Genomic DNA, 18,613 nt, shown 5'->3' on the forward strand with positions numbered 1-18,613 from the left:
GGCCCTTTTTTTGATGGGATTGGTCTTGCAACCGTGCGTGCCACCCGGCGGCCGTTCAGGAAATAAATCTGTTCTCGCGGATAAGCGTCAGCAACGACTGCAAAGAGCTTTGCACATTCTGGCCCGATGTATCCAACTGCGCCTGCGCAAGGGCATAAAGCGGGCCTAGGGCCTCCATCTGCGTCTGCACCTGCGCCATGGAAAGCGGCGGCTCCTGTTCGCCCTGTACGCCCGTACGCGCAACATGTTCCGCCAGAGAGGTGCGTAGCCAGATCGTGTTAAACCTTTCGCGCAAGCGGGCATAGGCGGCGTCCTGTTCAACCAACACGCCAGACACCGTGATGATAACAGGTTCGGGCATTGCAATGACGCGATCCAACGCCTCAGCCTCCAGACGGCGGACCCCGTCGGCCCCGTAATGCGTGCGGACCTCGCGCAGGGGCATACCAGATTCACCTTCGATCAGGGTGTCCAGCTTGATCATCGGAATGCCCAACGCCTTTGACAACAAATTGCCAAGGGTCGACTTTCCCGCGCCCCGCAGCCCCAGCAAACAAATGCGGCCCATACGGCGCGCCTGCGCAGTCGGCCTGTCAGCTCGCAGCAATGCACGCACCTGAGCCTTCACATCGTCGCTGGCGACGTCATACAGCGCCGCAATGGAGTTTGATTCGGCCGTCACGGAAATCTTCTGCGCGATCAGCGCCTCTATCGGAACACCCAGCGCCCGTGCCACGCGTTCAAGCAAAACAACCGAAATATTCCCCTCGCCTGCTTCGAGCTGGGCAAGATACCGATGAGAGACCCCCGACAGTTCGGAAACAACACGGCGCGGCAAACCCTTTTGCTTGCGCACTTCGCGTACGCGCCGCGCCAGCCGGCTTGTCAAAGCGTGGCGGGGGTCGTCCGTATCCGGGGTGTTGCTTACGCGGCCCATGACTCAAACGTAGTTTGTTTCAGGAAATGCCCAAACTTTTTGTCCGAACTGCATGAAAGGGCACAGCCTTCGGACACGGCAAGAATGTGAGATAGGTGGTGGCGTTACCTGGATTTGAACCAGGGACCTAACGATTATGAGTCGTTCGCTCTAACCAACTGAGCTATAACGCCACTGCGGGGTGGATTATGGGAGCAGCCTGCCTGCGTCAAGGCACAAAGTAGCAAATTCTGCGACTATACCCACTTTGCCATCGGAGGCAGGCTCATCAGCACCGCATTCGCGTCATGTCCAGTCTCAAGACCGAACTTTGTGCCGCGGTCGTAGACCAGATTATATTCGGCATAAAGTCCACGATGCACCAGTTGCGCGTCCTTGTCCGCGTCAGACCACGCCTGTGGTTTGCGTTTTTCCACCAGCGGCACAAAAGCGGGCAGAAATGCACGACCAATGTCTTGGGTCAGGGCGAAATCCGCCTCCCAATCGCCTGTGTTGCGATCATCCATAAAGATGCCGCCCACGCCGCGTGCGCGGTTGCGGTGGGGAATATAGAAATATTCGTCCGCCCACTCCTTGAGATTTGGGTAAATCTCGGTCCCGTGCGGGTCGAGGTATTTTTGCTGGGTTGCGTGAAAATGCGCTGTGTCTTCGTCGTATTCGATGCAGGGGTTCAGATCCGAACCGCCGCCGAACCACCATGCGCCAGGCGTCCAGAACATGCGGGTATTCATATGCACGGCGGGCGAATGCGGGTTTTGCATGTGCGCAACAAGGCTGATGCCAGAGGCCCAAAACCGTGGATCATCGGCCATGCCGGGCACACCGCGTGCGGCCATCGCTTTTTGCGCACGTTCGCCCAAGGTGCCGTATACGGTTGAAATATTAACGCCGACCTTTTCGAACACACGGCCGCCGCGCATCACGCTCATCAATCCGCCGCCCGCGTCCGAGCCATCGTCGGAGGTGCGGGTTGTCTCGCTCACCTCAAACAGACCCGGCTTCATGTCGCTGAATGGACCATTTGTGTGATTGGCCTCAAGCCCCTCGAAAGAAGCGACAATATCATCACGCAACGTGCGGAACCATGCGGCTGCGCGGGCTTTTTCGGTTTCAAATGGGGTGGTCATGTCAGGCTCTCTGTCAGGTTGATCCGGCGCTTTACAGCACAGAAAACCAGCCATGAACAGTGCGGACTAATGCGCAGGTGCGCTCACCGCGTCCAGCAAGGAACGGCCACCATCAACCACCATGACCTCCCCCGTCATAAAGCTGGAGCTTTCGGCCGCCAGGAACTGCACCGCCTCTACCAGCTCGGTCGGAGAGGCAATCCGCCCCAGCGGGGTGTGGCTGCGGATGTCGTCACGCCATTCGCGGTTCTCGGCGACCGACGCCTTGAGAGAGGCGGACATAACAGAGCCAAACGACACGGCATTCACACGCACGCGGTGCGGTGCCAGCGCCAGCGCCATCGAGCGGGTCATCTGGTCCAAGGCGGCTGAGGCAATGGAGTAGGCCATCAGTTCGGGGTGGGTATGATGCGCCGCGACCGAACTGAGGTTGATGATAGAGCCGACAGGCCCCTCGGCCTGATCCTCGGCCTGTTTCATCATACGCTTGGCGACTTGCTGGGTCAGGCGCAGGGCGGTCATGAGGTTTTGTTCCAGCAGCGCCTCGACCGAGGTATCCTCTACGTCCAGCGCCTGCGTCGGCATCACCTGCCGCGAGGCGTTGACCAGAATATCAACCTTATCAAAGGCATCGATCGTGGCCGACACCAGATTGGCGATGGTCAGACGCTGGCGCAGATCGCCCGCGAAAAAGCGGATATTGCCCTCATCCCGCGCCTCGCCCAGCTCTTCCTTGAGGCGCTTTTCGTCCATATCGGCGCACATCACGTTGGCGCCCTTGTCGGCAAAGTTGCGCGCAATCGCGAGGCCGATGCCGTTGGCCGCCCCTGTGACAATCACGGTTTTGCCTGAGATCGAGAATGACATAGCGCGTCCTTTTCAGCGGCGTTTGCGCAAGGGCCGTGAGGCGTGGAACAATTTGAACCGCGCATCACCGCCCAGCTCTTCGACCTGTGCGAAACGGGTCTTTAGCTCTGCTTCATAGGGCAGATGGCGATTCGCGACCATCCAAAGGTGCCCTTGGGGCGTCAGCAGCCGAGCGGCGGACGCGACGAACGCCTGCCCGATCTGCGGCTCGGCAGCGCGGCCTGCGTGGAAGGGCGGGTTCATGACGACGGTATCAATCTTGTGATCAGGCGACCAATCGGTCGCATCGGCCCAGTGAAAGTGCGCCCGCGGGTCGGTGACATTGCGCCGCGCACATTCCAGCGCCATATGCCCAGCCTCAACCAGATGCACGGCCTCGACCCCTTCGCGGGTAAGGATATGCGCCGACAGAAACCCCCAGCCAGCGCCCAGATCGCACACATGCTTGCCCAGCTTGTCCGGCAAGGCATCCACCAACAGGGCCGAGGCCAGATCAATACCATCCGCCGAGAATACTCCCGGCGCGGTCCAGAACCCGCCGTCGCCCCGCGAGGGGCCAGCGGCCCAATCGGCAAAGCAGTCGGCGGCGGGCGCATTGATCCAGAACGTCTTGCCGTGGGCTTTGGTCACGGGGCCATGCACGTCGACCCGCGCTTTCATCGCCTTCAGGATGCTGTCAATGCCGTCGGTCTTTTGTCCGTCAATCACCACAATGCCATCGCTTTGGGCGCAGGCTTGGGCGATCATGGCGCGGGCTTCGGCCTTGGCGCGGGGCAGACAGACCAAAGCGGCGGCAAAGCGGTCGTCGCTGGCCACAGCCACCTGATAGCCGCGCGCCGTCCAATTGGCGTTCACAGGGTATGAGTCGTGGATTATCAGCGCACGGTCCTGCGGCACCCCGTCCAGATCAAGCGCATCCGAAGGGGCGAAAACGCCAATCGTGCCAGTCTCCGGCCATTCCAACCCGCCACCGTTCAGCGCCAGTGGCAATCGCGAATCGAGCATCGCTTATTCTTCTTTTTCCATAGTGCATTGCAGCGGGTGCTGGTGACGGCGCGCAAAATCCATGACTTGCGTCACTTTCGTCTCTGCGATCTCGTGGCTGAACACACCAACCACGGCCAGTCCCTTTTTGTGGACCGTCAACATAATCTCGAACGCCTGCGCATGGTTGAGGCCAAAAAACCGTTCCAAAACATGCACTACGAATTCCATCGGCGTGAAATCATCGTTCAGCAACATCACCTTGTACAACGGCGGGCGCTTGGTCTTTGGTTTGACCTTGGTCAACAGGTCGGTGTCGTCGCCATTGTCATCATCTGACATGGAATACACTTGATCTGCCTGCGCAATTTGTCTGGGATCTAGGTGCATTGCTGCTCCTGCGGTAAGGGTGAGGTCATCGGGATGTTGCGCCTCTATATAACGCGAAGCATGATTTAGAAAAGAGCCAGCGCCGCAATATGTCCAATCGGATGACCACCCCCCTAAAGGAGAGCCCCATGCCCCAAGCTGATCTGAGCTATTCAGCCACTCTGCAATTCGACGCCGCCGCCGTTCTGGCCAAGGTGGAGGAGGTCGTCACCGCCTATGACGCCTCCTCTGGCGAGTGTAAGGGGCGTGCGCATCCGCTGGCTGTCACGCACCATGATCATGTGTTGCTGCGGCTGCGTATGCTGGAGAAGCCGCACCGTGATGATGCATTCATGCAGGGGCTGCTGGCCGTACTTTCGGATGCGTTGGAGCCGATGATCCCCGTGCCCTCGATTCTCGGGATCGAGCTGGGCTTTCTGGAGCGACACTACGCCTCGCGAACGCGGGCCTGAATCCGGGGGCAGAATTTGGGGCCAGACCGGTGCGCTTGAAATGGGGCAAACCCTGCCCAAGTGCTGCCACATTCCTGACACAATGCCCAATGTGGTGGCTAGGCCAAAACTGACCCCCATATGTGCCACGCAACATCCAACAAAAACCGCCGAAGCCTTTGATTATACGGGTTATCAGAAACAGTTTTCTGTGTTAGATTTTACTCAATCAAAAAGATGGTCACCCGAAAAATCGGGGACCCCAGAGGCAGATCAAGGCAGATTATCATGAAGGTTCGGCGCATGCAGCCGGCCCGTTTCGGGCTATTTTTACTCGCAGCTTTGTGGTTGCTCGTGCTCGTCCCGATGAGCGCAATGGCAGCCCCCTACGCGGCCTATGTGGTCGATGCGCGCACCGGCAAAGTGCTGCACGCCCGCAACGCCGAGACACGGCTGCACCCTGCCTCCCTGACCAAGATGATGACCCTCTACATCGCATTCCAAGCGATCGAGCGCGGCGAGATCTCGCTGGATACCAAAGTGCGCGTGTCCAAACGTGCAGCAGCAGAGCCGCCCAGCAAACTGGGGCTGAAGACAGGCCAGCGTATTGCCTTGCGCTACCTGATCCGTGCCGCAGCGATCAAATCCGCCAACGATGCCGCAACTGCAATCGGCGAAGCGATCTCGGGTTCGGAGGCGAAATTTGCCCGCCGTATGAACCGCACTGCGAAACAGCTGGGGATGACGCGCACGACATTCAAAAACGCCCACGGCCTGACCGAGGCGGGGCACCAGTCCACCGCCCGCGACATGACTGTTATGGGGCGGCACCTGCTGTATGATTTTCCGCAGTACTATAACCTGTTTTCACGCATCACCGCAGATGCGGGCGTGCGCAAAGTGAACCACACCAACCGCCGCTTCCTGAACTCGTACAAGGGCGCAGACGGGATCAAGACGGGCTACACCCGTGCGGCTGGCTTTAACCTGACCGCCTCTGCCGAGCGCGGAAACGAGCGGATCATCGTGACCGTGTTTGGTGGTAAATCCACCACCTCGCGGAATGCAAAAGTGGCCGAGCTGATGGACCTCGGATTTCGCCGTGCGCCCTCGCGTGCGCGTCTTCGCAAGCCCGAAGCTCCTGAATATATCGCCGAGGCAAAACCACAGCCCGAGGCGGCCCCACAGGTCATCGCCGCCAACAAGACACCCGCCCCTGGCGCAAAGGGCAAGACGATCCGTCTGATCCGCGCAGTCAGGACATCTATGCGCCCAAAGTTGAGGCCCGGCGCCGAAGCGCCGGTACTGGTTGCCGCGGCCCCTGCAACTGACGCGATCAGCGACGTTCTAAGCTCGGCCATCAATGACGCTGTGGTCGAAGCGATCAAGGTCGAAGCAGCCCCCACCCCTGCCCCGTCGAAACCCGTGGCCAAGGCGGCGAATGTTGTACTGGCCGCTGCCACCGCCTCTGTCAGGCCCGCCTTACGGCCCAAGGGCCTTGTGGTGATCGGTGCAAAGCCCCTGCCAAAGGCCAACAAAGCGCCGCAAGAGGTGGTCACCCGTGTCTCGACCTCGGGCGGGCGGCAATGGGGCGTGAACGTGGGCCGCTTCGGCAGCCGCTATGCCGCCGAAAAGGTGTTGATCAAGACTGCATTGGCGGAAATGGCTACCCTTGACGGTTCGTTGCGCAAGGTCATTCGCAAGCCGCAGGGCTTTGACGCGAACTTCCTCGGGATGACTCGCGAAACCGCTGATCTGGCCTGTCGTCGCCTGAAAGCACGCAATGTCAGCTGCTTTATGATCGGGCCGGGCTAAGCGCGCTAGGGCGTCCGCCCCTCACGTTTCAACCACGCCACAAACGCCTTGAGCGGGGCGCGCATCACACCGCTGCGCGTCACGATGTGATAGCCCGCGCCCGCGCCCTTCTCCTCGTGCAGGACCCGCAGGCGGCCTGCCTCGATGTCACGCTCGACGAACCGCCGCACGGTCACGGCAATCCCCTGGCCATCCCGCGCCCCGTCCACCAACAGGTTGCCAGGCAGTCGCAGCATACCGCCTGCGGGCTTGCTCACCCCGTGACGTTTTAGCCAACTTGTCGATTCGGAATTGCCGAACTCTTCCATCCACGGGAATTGCGCAAGCGCGTCCACATCGTCGCACGCCATGTCGCCCACCAGCGCAGGCGCGCCAACGACGACCATCGTGCTTTCCCACAACAGGGTCGACTCCACCCCTGCCCAGTCGCCCTTCCCGAATCTGATCGCAAGGTCGATCCCGTCAGGGCTTAGCGTGACAATATCCGCCGTGGGATCGATCATCAAATCAATCTGCGGATGGGCGGCACGAAACCCCGCCATTCGGGGCATCAACCAAGAGGCCGCAAAGGTGGGCGTGACCGAGATATGCAAGGGCCGCGAATCGCGTGCCCTTGTCAACGCGGCCACCCCCTCCCCCATCAGGGCAAAACCGCCGCGCAATGCGCTGGCCAATTGCGCACCCTCCCCCGTCAGGACCAAGGCACGGCCAGAACGGTCAAGCAATGCCGTGCCCAAATGGTCCTCTAACACGCGCAACTGCTGGCTGATCGCAGCATGAGACACCCCCAACGCGTCGCCCGCCGCAACAACGCTGCCGCATTGCGCAAAGGCTGCAAACGCCCGCAAAGCGGATAGCGGAGGCAGAGCGCGCCAGTCCATATGATACTCCTGCTTACATATGCTTAATTTCCATGAGTCGCATCACAGCGGCGATTGGTCAAGGATGATGGCACACACAGGAGACAGACCATGATTTACATCTACGCACAGACCTACCTGAACGCTACGCGGAACGACTACATTCGCGTCCTTGACGTCCCATCGATCCCCGAGACAAAGCGCCATCGTTGGTTCACGCGCCGCAAGACACGCATGATTAACGCCAAAAACCTGTAAGATTTATGCACATAGGCCCCTCTCGGGCCTATGTCGCAGCTTGCAACAGTGTGCGGGTATATTCCGTCTGTGGATTATCATAAAGCGCGTCCACATCGCCGTATTCCACGACATCACCGCGCTTCATCACCATGACGCGGTGCGACATGGCGCGCACGACTTTCAGGTCGTGGCTAATGAACAGATAGGCCAGCCCGTATTTCACCTGCAACTCGCGCAGCAAGTCGACGATCTGCACTTGAACTGTCATATCAAGCGCGGAGGTCGGCTCATCCAGCACCAGCAAGCGCGGGCGCAGCACCATGGCGCGGGCAATCGCGATCCGCTGCCGCTGCCCGCCCGAGAATTCATGCGGATAACGGTCCATCGTAGCGGGGTCGAGGCCCACTTCGATCATCACGTCATGCACCAACTCGCGGGGGTTCCGGTCCGGGTCGACCTTGTGGATGCTCAGCCCCTCGGCGATGATCTGCATGCAGGTCATGCGCGGGGACAGGCTGCCGAAGGGGTCCTGGAACACGATCTGCATGTCCTTGCGCAAACGGCGCAACTCCTTAGTCGACCATTGGCGCACGTCGTTGCCCATAAAGGTGATCTTACCCTCGGACGCAATCAGCCGCATCACGGCCAGCGCCAGCGTGGTCTTGCCAGAGCCACTTTCGCCAACGATGCCAATCGTCTCGCCCGCCCGCACGCTCAGGCTCGCGTCATTCACGGCCTTCACATGGCCCGCGGTGCGGCGCAGCAATCCCTGCTGGATCGGGAACCAGATTTTGAGGTTCTCAGTCTGCGCGATCACCTCCGCGTCATCCGGCACGGGGGCCGGACGGCCGGTAGGTTCAGCGCCCAAAAGCTTTTGTGTGTAAGGGTGCTGCGGGTTGTCGAAAATCTGCGCCGTTGGCCCCTGCTCGACAATCTCGCCCTGCTGCATGACACAGACGCGGTCCGCGATGCGTCGCACCACGCCAAGGTCGTGGGTGATGAACAGCAGGCCCATGCCTTCGCTGTCTTTCAGCTCTTTGAGCAGGTCAAGGATTTGCGCTTGAATGGTCACATCCAGCGCGGTCGTCGGCTCATCCGCGATCAGCACGTCGGGCTTGTTGGCCAAGGCCATCGCGATCATCACGCGCTGGCGCTGCCCGCCCGACAACTGGTGCGGATAGCTGCCAAGGCGGCTTTCAGCATCGTTGATACCGACCTTGACCAACAGCTCGAGTATTCGCGCCTTCAGCGCATCGCCCGACAGCCCCTGATGCAACGACAGCGATTCCGCCAGCTGTTTGTCGATCGTGTGCAGCGGGTTGAGCGAGGTCATCGGTTCTTGGAAGATAAAGCTGATGTCATTGCCGCGCACTTTGCGCAGCAGGGCGTCATTGGCCCCGATCATCTGCTGCCCGTCATAGGTGACGGAGCCTTCCACATGGGCCGTCTCTCCCAGCAGGCTCACCGTGCTGAGCGCCGAGACGGATTTGCCCGAACCGCTCTCGCCCACCAGCGCCACAGTCTCCCCCCGCTCGACGTGGAACGATATGCCTTTGACAGCGGCCGTCAGCCCCCCGTCTTGGCGAAAGGACACACGCAGGTTTTGAACATCCAGAAGCGGCGCCATTATTGAAACGTCTTTCTGGGATCAAACGCATCGCGGATCCCTTCGAATATGAAAACCAGCAGCGACAGCATGATCGCAAAGGTGAAGAAGGCGGTGAAGGCAAGCCAAGGCGCTTGCAGGTTCTGCTTGGCTTGCAAAGTCAGCTCCCCCAAGGACGGGGCCGAGGACGGCAGACCAAAGCCAAGGAAATCGAGCACCGCGAGAGACGAAATTGTGCCGGTGATCAGAAACGGCAGCATCGTCAGGGTGGCAACCATCGCGTTTGGCAGCATATGGCGGAACATGATCGTGGTATTACCCACGCCCAAGGCCCGCGCTGCGCGCACGTACTCAAGGTTGCGGGCGCGCAGGAACTCGGCCCGCACCACGCCCACCAGCGCCGTCCAACTGAACAGCACCAACAGGAACACCAGTAGCCAGAAACTTCGCCCCAATATCGCGAACATGATGATGATGACATAAAGCGAGGGAGTCGATGTCCAGATTTCGATCACGCGCTGGAAAATCAGATCAAGCCAGCCACCAAAGAAGCCCTGCACCGCACCCGCCGCAATGCCGATGATGGTGCTGAGGCCGGTGACGAGCAGCGTGAAAACGATGCTCAGGCGGAAGCCGTGGATGACGCGGGCCAGCACGTCACGCTTGGTACCGTCTGTACCCAACAGGTTCTCGCCGTTGGGCGGCAGGGGGGCGGCGCCCGGGCGGTCGACTGCGGTGTCATAGCTGTACGGGATGGGCGGCCAAATGGCCCAGCCCTTGTCGAAGCCTTCAGTGGTGGCGTCAAAACTGCCATCAGCAATCTGCGCGACCATGCCTTCAGGGTCGTCAAAACACGCCTCAAGCCCGCCGCTGGCGATCAGGCATTTCACCTCTGGATCGCGGTAGGCGGCCTCGGTCTGGAAATCGCCGCCAAACTCTGTTTCGGCGTAGAAGTTAAAGATCGGCATATAGTAGTCGCCGCGGTAGTTCACGAGGATCGGCTTGTCGTTTGCCAAAAACTCGGCGAACAGCGACAGCGTGAACACCACCGCGAAAATCCACAGCGACCAGAAGGCGCGGCGGTTGCGGGTGAAATTACGCCAGCGGCGCTGGTTCAGGGGGGACAACGCCATCAGCCTTCCCTCTTCTCGAAATCAATGCGCGGATCGACCAGCACGTACATCAGGTCCGAGATGATGCTCACGATCAGCCCGATCAGACCAAAGATGAACAGCGTTCCGAACACAATCGGGTAATCGCGCGCCACTGCCGCCTCGAACCCCAAACGCCCCAACCCGTCGAGCGAGAAGATCGTCTCGATAATCAGCGACGAGCCGAAGAAGACGCCGATGAACACCGCAGGAAAGCCCGCGATCACGATCAGCATGGCGTTGCGGAAAACGTGGCCATACAGCACCTTGCGTTCGGACAGGCCCTTGGCGCGGGCGGTCATGACATAGTGCTTCTTGATCTCGTCGAGGAAACTGTTCTTTGTCAGCAGCGTCAGCGTGGCGAAGGCCGAAATGGTCGAGGCCAGTACAGGCAGGGTGATGTGCCAGAAGTAGTCTTTGACCTTGCCCCACGCGCTGAGCTGGTCGAAATTATCCGATGTCAGCCCCCGCAGGGGGAAGAGCTCATAACAGGTGGGGTTAAAGGTCGCGCCGTTTTCCCAGACATCCGACAAACCGGGGATACGGAAACAGTTTGCAGGCACGAATAGCACCAGCAACAAGATCGCAAACAGAAAGCCGGGGATCGCATAGGCCGCGATAATCGCACCCGATGTCCATGTGTCAAACCGCGATCCATCGCGCACCGCCTTTTTGATCCCCAGCGGGATCGAGATCATATAGGCAATCAACGTCGACCAAAGCCCAAGCGTGATCGACACGGGCAGCTTTTCCTTGATCAGATCAATGACCGAAATCGAGCGGAAGTAACTCTCTCCGAAATCGAACTGCATATAATTCCACAGCATGTTGAAGAACCGCGCCACGGGCGGCTTGTCAAAGCCGAACTCTTTCTCCAACTCAGCGATGAATTCCGGCGGCAACCCGCGTGAGCCTACGTAATTCTCGGAACCGCCCAGATCGCCCGTATCCGCATCCGAGCCTGAGCCCGCGAAGCCGCCGAACACATCGCCGCCCCCCTGAATCCGCGCAATCGCTTGCTCAACAGGACCACCCGGCACAAATTGCACCAGTGCAAAGTTGACCAGCATGATCCCGAACAAAGTTACGGGGATCAGCAACAACCGTCTGAGAATATAGGCGCCCATATTTTACCTCAACGCACCTGACGTGCGCAATTTTTCTGCTTTGTCGGCGTCGTACCACCAGAAATCAAGATAGCCCAGCGCGTAGGCGGGTTGCTCTTCGGGATGGGCGTATTGATCGTAATAAGCGGTCCAGTAGACATCTTTATACCACAGCGGGATCATAATGAATTCATGGCGCAATGCACGGTCAAGTGCGGTCATCGCGGCACGCTCTTCTTCGCGGGTTTCGGCGCGCAGGGAGGCCTCGATGATCGCGTCTACCATCGGGCTGGCCAAACCTGCGGGGTTAAACAGGGAAAACTCTGCCGCCTCAGAGCCATAGCGCTGCGACAACCCTGTGCCCGTGCCAAGGAAGGCGGCATATTGGTCGTAAACCAGATCATAGTCGCGGTCCCGCTCACGCGCTGTGTACTGCGAGCTGTCCACCTTCTCCAGCACCGCCTCAATGCCGAAGGCCTCAAGGTTGGACATGAAGTTCTCAACCGTTGCGGACAGGGTGGCCGAGCCCGAGGAGTTGAGCAGGAAGGTGATTTTCAGAGGCACGCCATCGGCATTCACACGTTTGCCGTTATCGCCCACGGTCCAGCCCGCCGCATCCAGCAGCTTGGACGCTGCGCGTGCATTGCGGCGGTCCAGAAGACGTTCAGGTTTCGACGTGTGCGGCATACGCACCTCATCCGTCAGCATCGCAGGGTCCACCACATCGCCCAACCGCTGCAACAGCGCCAATTCGGCACCTTGCGGGGTGCCCGTTGCCATCAACGGCGTGTCTTGGGTGAATGAAGCGCGCTGCTTGAACAGCCCGTATTGCAGGGACTCGTTGGTCCATTCAAAGTTATACGCCAGCGCGATCGCCTCACGCACACGTTTGTCCTGCAGCACCTCGCGCCCGAGGTTGAAGATAATCCCATTGGGCGTTGCAGGCGCACCATCCGCGATTTCGTCTTTGACCACGTAGCCGTCCGTGACCTTGGGAAAATCATATCCCGTTGCCCATTGCTTTGAATTGCCCTCGTCGCGGAAGGTGTATTCGCCCGATTTAAACGCCTCGAAGGCTGCGTTTTCATCGCCGAAATATTCCACCCGAATGGCGTCAAAGTTGTTGCGGCCCACGTTGAAGGGCAGATCATTCCCCCAATAGTCGGGATTGCGTTTGTAGACGATGCGGCGGTTCACATCGACATCGTCGATCATATACGGCCCCGACCCTGGCGAGACCTCAAGACGGCTTTCATCCAGCCGCGCACCTGATTCTTCGTACCATTTCTTCGACCACGCAGGCACGCCGCCCACCTGCTCAATCAGACTGCGGCGCGAGATGCCTTCGGTGAAGTAGAATTTGATCGTGTGGTCATCCAGCACTTCAACCTTGGGGATCTGGCGACGGACATAATCGGCATAGGACTTCAGCCCTTGCTCCAACAGCAGGTTGTGCGAAAAGGCGATGTCATGCGCCGTCACTGGATCACCGTTGGAAAACCGCGCCTCGGGGCGCATACGAAAAATCACCCAGTCTTTCGTCTCGGGGTATTCAAGGCTTTCGCACAGCAGGCAATAATATTCGGAATAAACGTCGGCGGGTGCGGCCTCGCCTCCTGTCCCCTCGCCCAAAAGGCTTTCGTACATAACGGTGCTGAGCAAACCGCCGCGCCCTTTGCGCGAATAGGGGTTCATCGAATCAAACGTACCAAGGCGCGCAATCGAGATTTCGCCCCCCTTGGGTGCTTCGGGGTTCACATAGTTGAAATGCGGGTAATCCGCAGGATAGCTGAGATCGCCGTAAAAGGAATATCCGTGGCTGGTGATCAACGGCGCATCGTCATCCGCATGGGCAGGCAAAGCTGACAGGCCGGCAAAAGCCCCCATCGCAAAAACTGCGCAAAATCGGGAAAACGGGCGGCGGGCAAATGACAACATCGGCAAACTCCTCGGAACAACATGCTCTACAACAGCATATGTAAGCTAATGCTGCCGTCCGCCAAGATACAAGTTGCAAACCTGTGATCTGGTTGAAATCCGGCGGTAAACGGCAAAAAGGCCGCCGTTGCGGGCGACCTTTCTAAAATTCCGGACGTGCAGCTGCGTCTTAGTCGTCGAGGCTGTCGAGATACGCGATCACGTTTGCGCGGTCTTCAGGCTTGCCCAGACCCGCGAAACCCATTGTCGTGCCAGGAGCCCAGGTGCTTGGCTTTTCCAGAAACGCGTTTAGTGTCTCGGGCGTCCAGACATCTGCCTGCGCAGCAAGGCTGCCTGAGTACTCAAAGCCCTCGGCAGCGGCGACATTGCGGCCTACAACACCGTACAGGTAAGGGCCCGCAGCGTTCGCGCCGGCTTCAACCTTGTGACAGGCGGTACACTTACGGAACACTTTTGCACCGGCACCCGCGTCGGCAGACGCCATGATTTCCTCGAATGGCACTTCGGGCTCGGGCTCAGAGCCGGCCGCGCCTTCAACTTCGATCACATAGGATGCGTCGCCGTGCAACGAGGCGTGGTACATTTCCTCGGCACCCCATTTACCAAGCAACAAAACCAACCATGCGCCAAGCACACCGGCGGCAACTTTCGTGAGCATCATTGTATCCATGGGTCTGTCCATCGCTTTAGTTTGATCAATTGTTCCCGCGCTATCTATTGCTTTCCCTTACCGCAAGCAAGGTGTAGTTACCGCGACCAAACGACCAATTTGACAGGTTTTTGCAAAGGACACGCGTAATGACCGCCAATATCGCACCGCGCATCGCCTTTCAGGGCGCCTTGGGCGCCTACAGCCACGAAGCCTGCCTACAGGCGCGCCCCGACGGAATCCCCGTCCCCTGCACCACCTTCGAGGGCGTCCTGCGCGCCGTGCGCGAGGGCCGCGCCGATCTGGCCATGCTGCCTGTTGAAAACACCACCTACGGCCGCGTCGCAGACATCCACCGCTTGCTGCCCGAAAGCGGGATGCACATCATAGAAGAAGCATTCGTACGGGTGCGCATCGCGCTGATGGCGCGGCCCGGTGTGGCGCTGGAGGATATAAAACACGTCCGCGCCCATCTGGTATTACTGCCGCAGGCACGCTCCTACCTTGAGGCCCGCGGCATCACCTCGGAACCCGCCGCCGACAGCGCAGGTGCCGCAGAAGAACTGGCGGAAGGTGGCCCCCTGCACGAAGGTGTGCTGGCCAGTGCAGTCGCCGCGCAAATCCACGGACTGGACGTCCTGGCCGACGGGATCGAGGATCTGGACCACAACACCACCCGCTTTTTGCTAATGGCCCCCGAGATTGACATGACCCCACGCGGGCAACGGATGATGACGACATTCGTGTTCGAGGTCCGCAACATCCCCGCCGCGCTTTACAAAGCGATGGGCGGCTTTGCGACCAATGGCGTGAACATGACCAAGCTGGAAAGCTATATGGTCGGCGGGGCCTTCACCGCCACCCGATTTTACGCCGACATCGAAGGGCACCCCGATGATCCGGCCGTGCAGCGCGCACTGGAGGAGTTGGGTTATTTCACAAATGTTCTGGATATTCTGGGCGTCTATCCGGCCCATCCGGGCCGTTGGGATAGCGCAAAGTAGCGTCTCGATCAGGCGTTTTTATAACGATCCTCAAGCGATTTCGCGAACTCTGCAACCCGCAGCTTGTACTTTTTGGTCAGTGACGTTTTTGCCAGCTTGAGCGATTGCACCAACAGGCGTGCCGACAGGTTCAGCGGCTTTATGTCAAACGACATCATGATCCGCGTCCGGTTTTTGGACAGCGCGACCAGCTCCATCGTGACCAGCGTCAGCAACCCCTGCGAACGACACTCGATCACGATCTCGTTAGGCTTGTCGAATGTCACGATTTCCAATTCGACCTGACGGCGCTTGCCGCGCAGCATAAAGGCGGCGCGCCATGACAACCCCACGCCCGGCGCGGTCATTGTGTCCGTGCGCTGCACCTCGGCGCCGCGACGCATCGCTGCACGCTCGAATGTCTCGAAATCGCACATCATTGCGAAAACCGCATCAATCGGCGCTTCCACATCTTCCTTCGTCGAGAATTTCATTTTCGCCTCTTGGGTTTGGTCTTTGCGCCACGTGGCGCCATTTTAAGGCCCGCCCCGAAAGGGTCAACTGCCCGAACGGATCATTCGTTAACAAATGTTAAATGCCCTTTAGTCGAGCGTGTCTTGCAGCCAACGCTCAATCAGGAAATGCGCGATGGCGCCTTTGCGGGCAGGCAGGACTTCGGGATGGTGCCCTTGGCTGATCTCCATCATTTCCTCGCGGCTGATCCAGCGTGCGTCCTCGATCTCGGTAGGGTCTATCGTGATCTCGCGGGTCGTGGCATGGCCCCAGCACCCAAACATGAGCGATGCAGGAAAAGGCCACGGCTGGCTGGCCAGATAGCCGACCTCACCCACGCGCACACCCGCCTCCTCGAACACCTCGCGGCGCACTGCCGCCTCCAGCGTCTCGCCCGGCTCAACAAATCCGGCCAGCAGCGAATACATCCCCTTCGGCCACCCGGGCGAGCGCCCGACAAGCACGGAATTCTCATGGGTAATCAGCATAATTACGACAGGGTCAGTGCGCGGAAAATGCGACGCGCCACAGCTGCCACAACTGCGTTGCCAACCGCCTTGGGTCATTTCGGTCTTGTCCCCGCATCGCGCGCAGAACCGGTGAATGTCATGCCAGCCAAAGATCGCCCTGCCCGACGCGGCAAGCTCGGCATCGCGGGGCGACAGCCACGTCATCACGCGCCGCAGTTCGGCAAACACCATCCAGTCGGGCAGCGCGGGGTGGCGTTGCTCGGAGGGGTCCAGAAACCCGCCAAGGCTGCTTTCGTCAAGGTCGGCAGGTGTCCAGGCAGACACATCAACCGCGAAGGTAGGGCCGCCTTCCTCACGGCCCAACAGGATAGGCGCCGACACCGCATCGCGCAGCACGGCATGGTCCATCGCCAAGCGGATCAGGCCCGCAGGGCGTTCCGTGCTCATCAATGGTTTGCCACGCCAAAAGACGATTGCCCGCGCCGTAGGGTCCGCCGCCATCGCGGCCAAAGCCTGCGCATCGCCGCGCACTTCGCCCGCACGGTCCAGACCCGAGCCCCCAAAAGTCACCTGCTCTGCGTTTTTCATCTTTGTGTCCCGTTCCTGTCTTTGGTCGTGATAGCGGTTATGATCTGCACACGCATCCGTTACAATTCGGTTGGCCCTATCTACCAGGGGTGTTAGCGTATGACATGGGGACCCCGTTGCCCCCACCACCCTCGATAAAAAGCGGACCGCCGTGCTTCTTCGCCTTCTCACAACGACCGATTTACACGGTCATCTCGTGGCCTATGACTACATCAAAGGTCGGTCGACGCAAGGCGGCAGCCTTGCCGGTGTAGCACGCCTTATCAAAGAAGCGCGCGCCGAGGCGGAGGCGGACGATACGCCCGTCTTACTGCTTGATAACGGGGACACATTTCAGGGAACGCCCTTGGCCACGCATCTGGCAGAACAGGAAGTGACCCCCGACCACCCCATCGTGGCAAGCCTGAACCATCTGCGGTATGATGCTTTAGGCGTGGGCAACCATGATCTGGACCACGGCATGCCCTATCTGAGGGCCGTGGCAGAGGCGCTTGATATGCCGCTTGTCTGTTCCAACCTTGTATCACCGCGGGTCGCCCCATTGGCCAGCTACGCGTTGCTCTCCGTCGAGATGCCGCAAGGCGCGCCTGCGCCGCTCACCGTGGGGGTAATGTCTGTGCTGCCCGAGAACACCCAATTGTGGCAGGGCCATCATCTGGACCCCGGTGCGTCGCTTGAAAAACCCGCCGAAACTGTCGCCCGTGTTGCATCCGACCTCAAGCAATCGGGCGCAGACATTGTGGTTGTGCTGGCGCATATGGGCGTGGGCCACAAGGACGGTGCAAATAACGACACGCGGGCTGCTCAGGGGATTCTGGAAAGTGCGCATATTGATGCGCTTATCTTGGGTCACACGCACCGCAGGCTGCCCTCTGCGGATTACGCCAGCCGTGCCGGTGTCGATCTGGACAAGTGTACGGTCGGCGGCGTTCCTGCGGTCATGGCAGGCCATGCGGGCTCTGATCTGGGCGTCCTTGACCTCGGGCTTGAACATACGGCCCCGGACGGCTGGAAGGTCACGAGCCATCACAGCGCCTTGCGGCCGAACGGCCCCGCGATCAAACCCGATCCAGCCATACGTGGCTTTGCGCAAACCGCACATGCACAGGTCGTGAACCACCTGGATGCCCATGTCGCCACCAGCGCGCAGTCAATGCACAGCTATTTCTCCCTTGTGTCGCCCGCGCCAACGCAAAATCTGGTTGCGCAAAGCAAACGCGCATTGGTCGCGGATGCACTGGCGGGTACGTCGCTTGGCCATCTGCCCGTACTTGCAACAGCGCCTGCGCATGGCGCTGGGGGTCGCGACGGGCTGAGCAATTACACCTGCATCCCGAACGGCCCTGTGTTGCGGCGCCATATTGCAGGCCTCAACCCCTTCGCGAACCAAACCGTCGGCATCCGCACGACCGGAACTGAAATGCGCAACTGGCTGGAGCATTCGGCGCTGATCTTCAGCCAACTAACAGCAAAAAACAAACGGCAAACGCTGACAAATCCTGATGTGCCTGCGTTCCAGTTCGATACGATCTTCGGCCTGACCTATCTTATTGACCCGACGGCTCCAGCGGGCCACCGCATCCGGAACTTCCGGCACGAAGGCACCCCTGTAGAGCCGGATCAGGAATTCATTCTGGCCACCAGCTATTTTCGCGCCCGCGGCGGCGGGGGCTATTCGGCAGCCGCCACCGACAAGATTGTCATCGGGTTCGAGCAACCTCTCAATGACAGCATGATCAACCTGCTCACCAGCAATGCCCCTGTCCTGAAGGAATATACCCCGCCATGGCGATTCGCGCCGCACCTCGGCGTCGAGGCGACTTTCCTCAGCCACCCGCAGGCTGTGGCCTGTCTGGAAGACATCGCACACCTGCATCCAACACCGCTTGGCGAAACCTCTGACGGTTTTATACAGATTGGCATCACGCTCTAGTCTTGCAGCAGAGCGCATCATTGCC

18 protein-coding genes and 1 tRNA gene are annotated in these 18,613 nt (G+C 59.7%); 5 read left to right on the forward strand and 14 right to left on the reverse strand.

The window, feature by feature from the left end; all coding sequences use genetic code 11:
* Positions 1-55 precede the first annotated feature (55 nt).
* The 6 genes from ABMC88_RS02875 to clpS form a co-directional block, all read right to left on the reverse strand.
* Positions 56-937: a shikimate kinase gene (locus tag ABMC88_RS02875; RefSeq protein ID WP_349575316.1), complete on the reverse strand. Its 882-nt coding sequence runs from the start codon at positions 935-937 to the stop codon at positions 56-58.
* Positions 938-1,033: 96 nt separating this feature from the next.
* Positions 1,034-1,110 (reverse strand) — tRNA-Met (locus ABMC88_RS02880).
* A gap of 63 nt (positions 1,111-1,173) precedes the next feature.
* Complete coding sequence (hemF, locus tag ABMC88_RS02885) at positions 1,174-2,064, reverse strand: oxygen-dependent coproporphyrinogen oxidase (RefSeq protein WP_349575317.1); 891 nt, start codon at positions 2,062-2,064, stop codon at positions 1,174-1,176.
* A gap of 66 nt (positions 2,065-2,130) precedes the next feature.
* Positions 2,131-2,931 (reverse strand): SDR family NAD(P)-dependent oxidoreductase, encoded by an 801-nt coding sequence (locus ABMC88_RS02890; protein WP_349575318.1) that lies wholly within the window; start codon positions 2,929-2,931, stop codon positions 2,131-2,133.
* Positions 2,932-2,943: 12 nt separating this feature from the next.
* Positions 2,944-3,936, reverse strand: coding sequence for a class I SAM-dependent methyltransferase (locus ABMC88_RS02895; RefSeq protein WP_349575319.1), 993 nt, complete (start codon positions 3,934-3,936; stop codon positions 2,944-2,946).
* A gap of 3 nt (positions 3,937-3,939) precedes the next feature.
* Positions 3,940-4,257 (reverse strand): ATP-dependent Clp protease adapter ClpS, encoded by a 318-nt coding sequence (gene clpS / locus ABMC88_RS02900; RefSeq protein ID WP_349575320.1) that lies wholly within the window; start codon positions 4,255-4,257, stop codon positions 3,940-3,942.
* 176 nt (positions 4,258-4,433) lie between these two features.
* Between clpS and ABMC88_RS02905 the strand changes: the two genes are divergently transcribed.
* Positions 4,434-4,757: a hypothetical protein gene (locus ABMC88_RS02905; RefSeq protein ID WP_349575321.1), complete on the forward strand. Its 324-nt coding sequence runs from the start codon at positions 4,434-4,436 to the stop codon at positions 4,755-4,757.
* Between the two features lie 267 nt (positions 4,758-5,024).
* Positions 5,025-6,551 carry a D-alanyl-D-alanine carboxypeptidase family protein gene (locus ABMC88_RS02910; RefSeq protein WP_349575322.1) on the forward strand — a complete coding sequence of 509 codons (1,527 nt, stop codon included), beginning with the start codon at positions 5,025-5,027 and terminating at the stop codon, positions 6,549-6,551.
* A 5-nt stretch (positions 6,552-6,556) separates the two neighbouring features.
* On the opposite strand, the gene ABMC88_RS02915 is transcribed toward ABMC88_RS02910, so the two are convergent.
* Positions 6,557-7,432: a LysR substrate-binding domain-containing protein gene (locus ABMC88_RS02915; RefSeq protein WP_349575323.1), complete on the reverse strand. Its 876-nt coding sequence runs from the start codon at positions 7,430-7,432 to the stop codon at positions 6,557-6,559.
* Positions 7,433-7,522: 90 nt separating this feature from the next.
* Between ABMC88_RS02915 and ABMC88_RS02920 the strand changes: the two genes are divergently transcribed.
* Complete coding sequence (locus tag ABMC88_RS02920) at positions 7,523-7,669, forward strand: hypothetical protein (protein WP_349575324.1); 147 nt, start codon at positions 7,523-7,525, stop codon at positions 7,667-7,669.
* 28 nt (positions 7,670-7,697) lie between these two features.
* Here the strand turns inward: ABMC88_RS02920 and ABMC88_RS02925 are convergent, their stop codons facing one another.
* The 5 genes from ABMC88_RS02925 to ABMC88_RS02945 form a co-directional block, all read right to left on the reverse strand.
* Entirely contained in the window at positions 7,698-9,278 is a 1,581-nt protein-coding gene (locus tag ABMC88_RS02925; RefSeq protein WP_349575325.1) for an ABC transporter ATP-binding protein, read from the reverse strand.
* Positions 9,278-10,390 carry an ABC transporter permease gene (locus ABMC88_RS02930; RefSeq protein WP_349575326.1) on the reverse strand — a complete coding sequence of 371 codons (1,113 nt, stop codon included), beginning with the start codon at positions 10,388-10,390 and terminating at the stop codon, positions 9,278-9,280. The genes ABMC88_RS02925 and ABMC88_RS02930 overlap by 1 nt, the downstream gene beginning before the upstream one ends.
* Complete coding sequence (locus ABMC88_RS02935) at positions 10,390-11,535, reverse strand: microcin C ABC transporter permease YejB (protein WP_349575327.1); 1,146 nt, start codon at positions 11,533-11,535, stop codon at positions 10,390-10,392. Before ABMC88_RS02935 ends, ABMC88_RS02930 begins: the two co-directional genes overlap by 1 nt.
* A gap of 3 nt (positions 11,536-11,538) precedes the next feature.
* Positions 11,539-13,401 (reverse strand): extracellular solute-binding protein, encoded by a 1,863-nt coding sequence (locus ABMC88_RS02940; protein WP_349575562.1) that lies wholly within the window; start codon positions 13,399-13,401, stop codon positions 11,539-11,541.
* Positions 13,402-13,621: 220 nt separating this feature from the next.
* Complete coding sequence (locus ABMC88_RS02945) at positions 13,622-14,122, reverse strand: c-type cytochrome (protein WP_349575328.1); 501 nt, start codon at positions 14,120-14,122, stop codon at positions 13,622-13,624.
* Positions 14,123-14,250: 128 nt separating this feature from the next.
* On the opposite strand from ABMC88_RS02945, the gene ABMC88_RS02950 reads away from it, so the two are divergent.
* Entirely contained in the window at positions 14,251-15,105 is an 855-nt protein-coding gene (locus tag ABMC88_RS02950) for a prephenate dehydratase (protein ID WP_349575329.1), read from the forward strand.
* Positions 15,106-15,113: 8 nt separating this feature from the next.
* Here the strand turns inward: ABMC88_RS02950 and ABMC88_RS02955 are convergent, their stop codons facing one another.
* On the reverse strand, positions 15,114-15,578 hold the full coding sequence (locus tag ABMC88_RS02955; RefSeq protein ID WP_349575330.1) for an SRPBCC family protein: 465 nt from the start codon (positions 15,576-15,578) through the stop codon (positions 15,114-15,116).
* 108 nt (positions 15,579-15,686) lie between these two features.
* The gene (gene nudC / locus ABMC88_RS02960) at positions 15,687-16,655 is read right to left on the reverse strand and encodes an NAD(+) diphosphatase (RefSeq protein ID WP_349575331.1); all 969 of its coding nucleotides are present in this window, start codon (positions 16,653-16,655) and stop codon (positions 15,687-15,689) included.
* Between the two features lie 151 nt (positions 16,656-16,806).
* On the opposite strand from nudC, the gene ABMC88_RS02965 reads away from it, so the two are divergent.
* Positions 16,807-18,588 (forward strand): 5'-nucleotidase C-terminal domain-containing protein, encoded by a 1,782-nt coding sequence (locus ABMC88_RS02965; protein WP_349575332.1) that lies wholly within the window; start codon positions 16,807-16,809, stop codon positions 18,586-18,588.
* Positions 18,589-18,613 lie beyond the last annotated feature (25 nt).

It is taken from the genome of Sulfitobacter aquimarinus (genome assembly GCF_040149565.1).
GTDB classification, from domain to species: Bacteria; Pseudomonadota; Alphaproteobacteria; order Rhodobacterales; family Rhodobacteraceae; genus Sulfitobacter; species Sulfitobacter aquimarinus.

Excerpts from the sequence above, each read along its gene's own strand:
- ABMC88_RS02940 (WP_349575562.1), bottom strand. The coding sequence starts at position 13,401 with ATGGGGGCTTTTGCCGGCCTGTCAGCTTTGCCTGCCCATGCGGATGAC.
- ABMC88_RS02935 (WP_349575327.1), bottom strand. The coding sequence starts at position 11,535 with ATGGGCGCCTATATTCTCAGACGGTTGTTGCTGATCCCCGTAACTTTG.
- ABMC88_RS02895 (WP_349575319.1), bottom strand. The coding sequence starts at position 3,936 with ATGCTCGATTCGCGATTGCCACTGGCGCTGAACGGTGGCGGGTTGGAA.
- ABMC88_RS02920 (WP_349575324.1), top strand. The coding sequence starts at position 7,523 with ATGATTTACATCTACGCACAGACCTACCTGAACGCTACGCGGAACGAC.
- ABMC88_RS02950 (WP_349575329.1), top strand. The coding sequence starts at position 14,251 with ATGACCGCCAATATCGCACCGCGCATCGCCTTTCAGGGCGCCTTGGGC.
- ABMC88_RS02925 (WP_349575325.1), bottom strand. The coding sequence starts at position 9,278 with ATGGCGCCGCTTCTGGATGTTCAAAACCTGCGTGTGTCCTTTCGCCAA.
- clpS (WP_349575320.1), bottom strand. The coding sequence starts at position 4,257 with ATGTCAGATGATGACAATGGCGACGACACCGACCTGTTGACCAAGGTC.
- ABMC88_RS02945 (WP_349575328.1), bottom strand. The coding sequence starts at position 14,122 with ATGGATACAATGATGCTCACGAAAGTTGCCGCCGGTGTGCTTGGCGCA.
- ABMC88_RS02890 (WP_349575318.1), bottom strand. The coding sequence starts at position 2,931 with ATGTCATTCTCGATCTCAGGCAAAACCGTGATTGTCACAGGGGCGGCC.
- hemF (WP_349575317.1), bottom strand. The coding sequence starts at position 2,064 with ATGACCACCCCATTTGAAACCGAAAAAGCCCGCGCAGCCGCATGGTTC.
- ABMC88_RS02910 (WP_349575322.1), top strand. The coding sequence starts at position 5,025 with ATGAAGGTTCGGCGCATGCAGCCGGCCCGTTTCGGGCTATTTTTACTC.
- ABMC88_RS02905 (WP_349575321.1), top strand. The coding sequence starts at position 4,434 with ATGCCCCAAGCTGATCTGAGCTATTCAGCCACTCTGCAATTCGACGCC.
- ABMC88_RS02930 (WP_349575326.1), bottom strand. The coding sequence starts at position 10,390 with ATGGCGTTGTCCCCCCTGAACCAGCGCCGCTGGCGTAATTTCACCCGC.
- ABMC88_RS02955 (WP_349575330.1), bottom strand. The coding sequence starts at position 15,578 with ATGAAATTCTCGACGAAGGAAGATGTGGAAGCGCCGATTGATGCGGTT.
- ABMC88_RS02875 (WP_349575316.1), bottom strand. The coding sequence starts at position 937 with ATGGGCCGCGTAAGCAACACCCCGGATACGGACGACCCCCGCCACGCT.
- ABMC88_RS02915 (WP_349575323.1), bottom strand. The coding sequence starts at position 7,432 with ATGGACTGGCGCGCTCTGCCTCCGCTATCCGCTTTGCGGGCGTTTGCA.
- nudC (WP_349575331.1), bottom strand. The coding sequence starts at position 16,655 with ATGAAAAACGCAGAGCAGGTGACTTTTGGGGGCTCGGGTCTGGACCGT.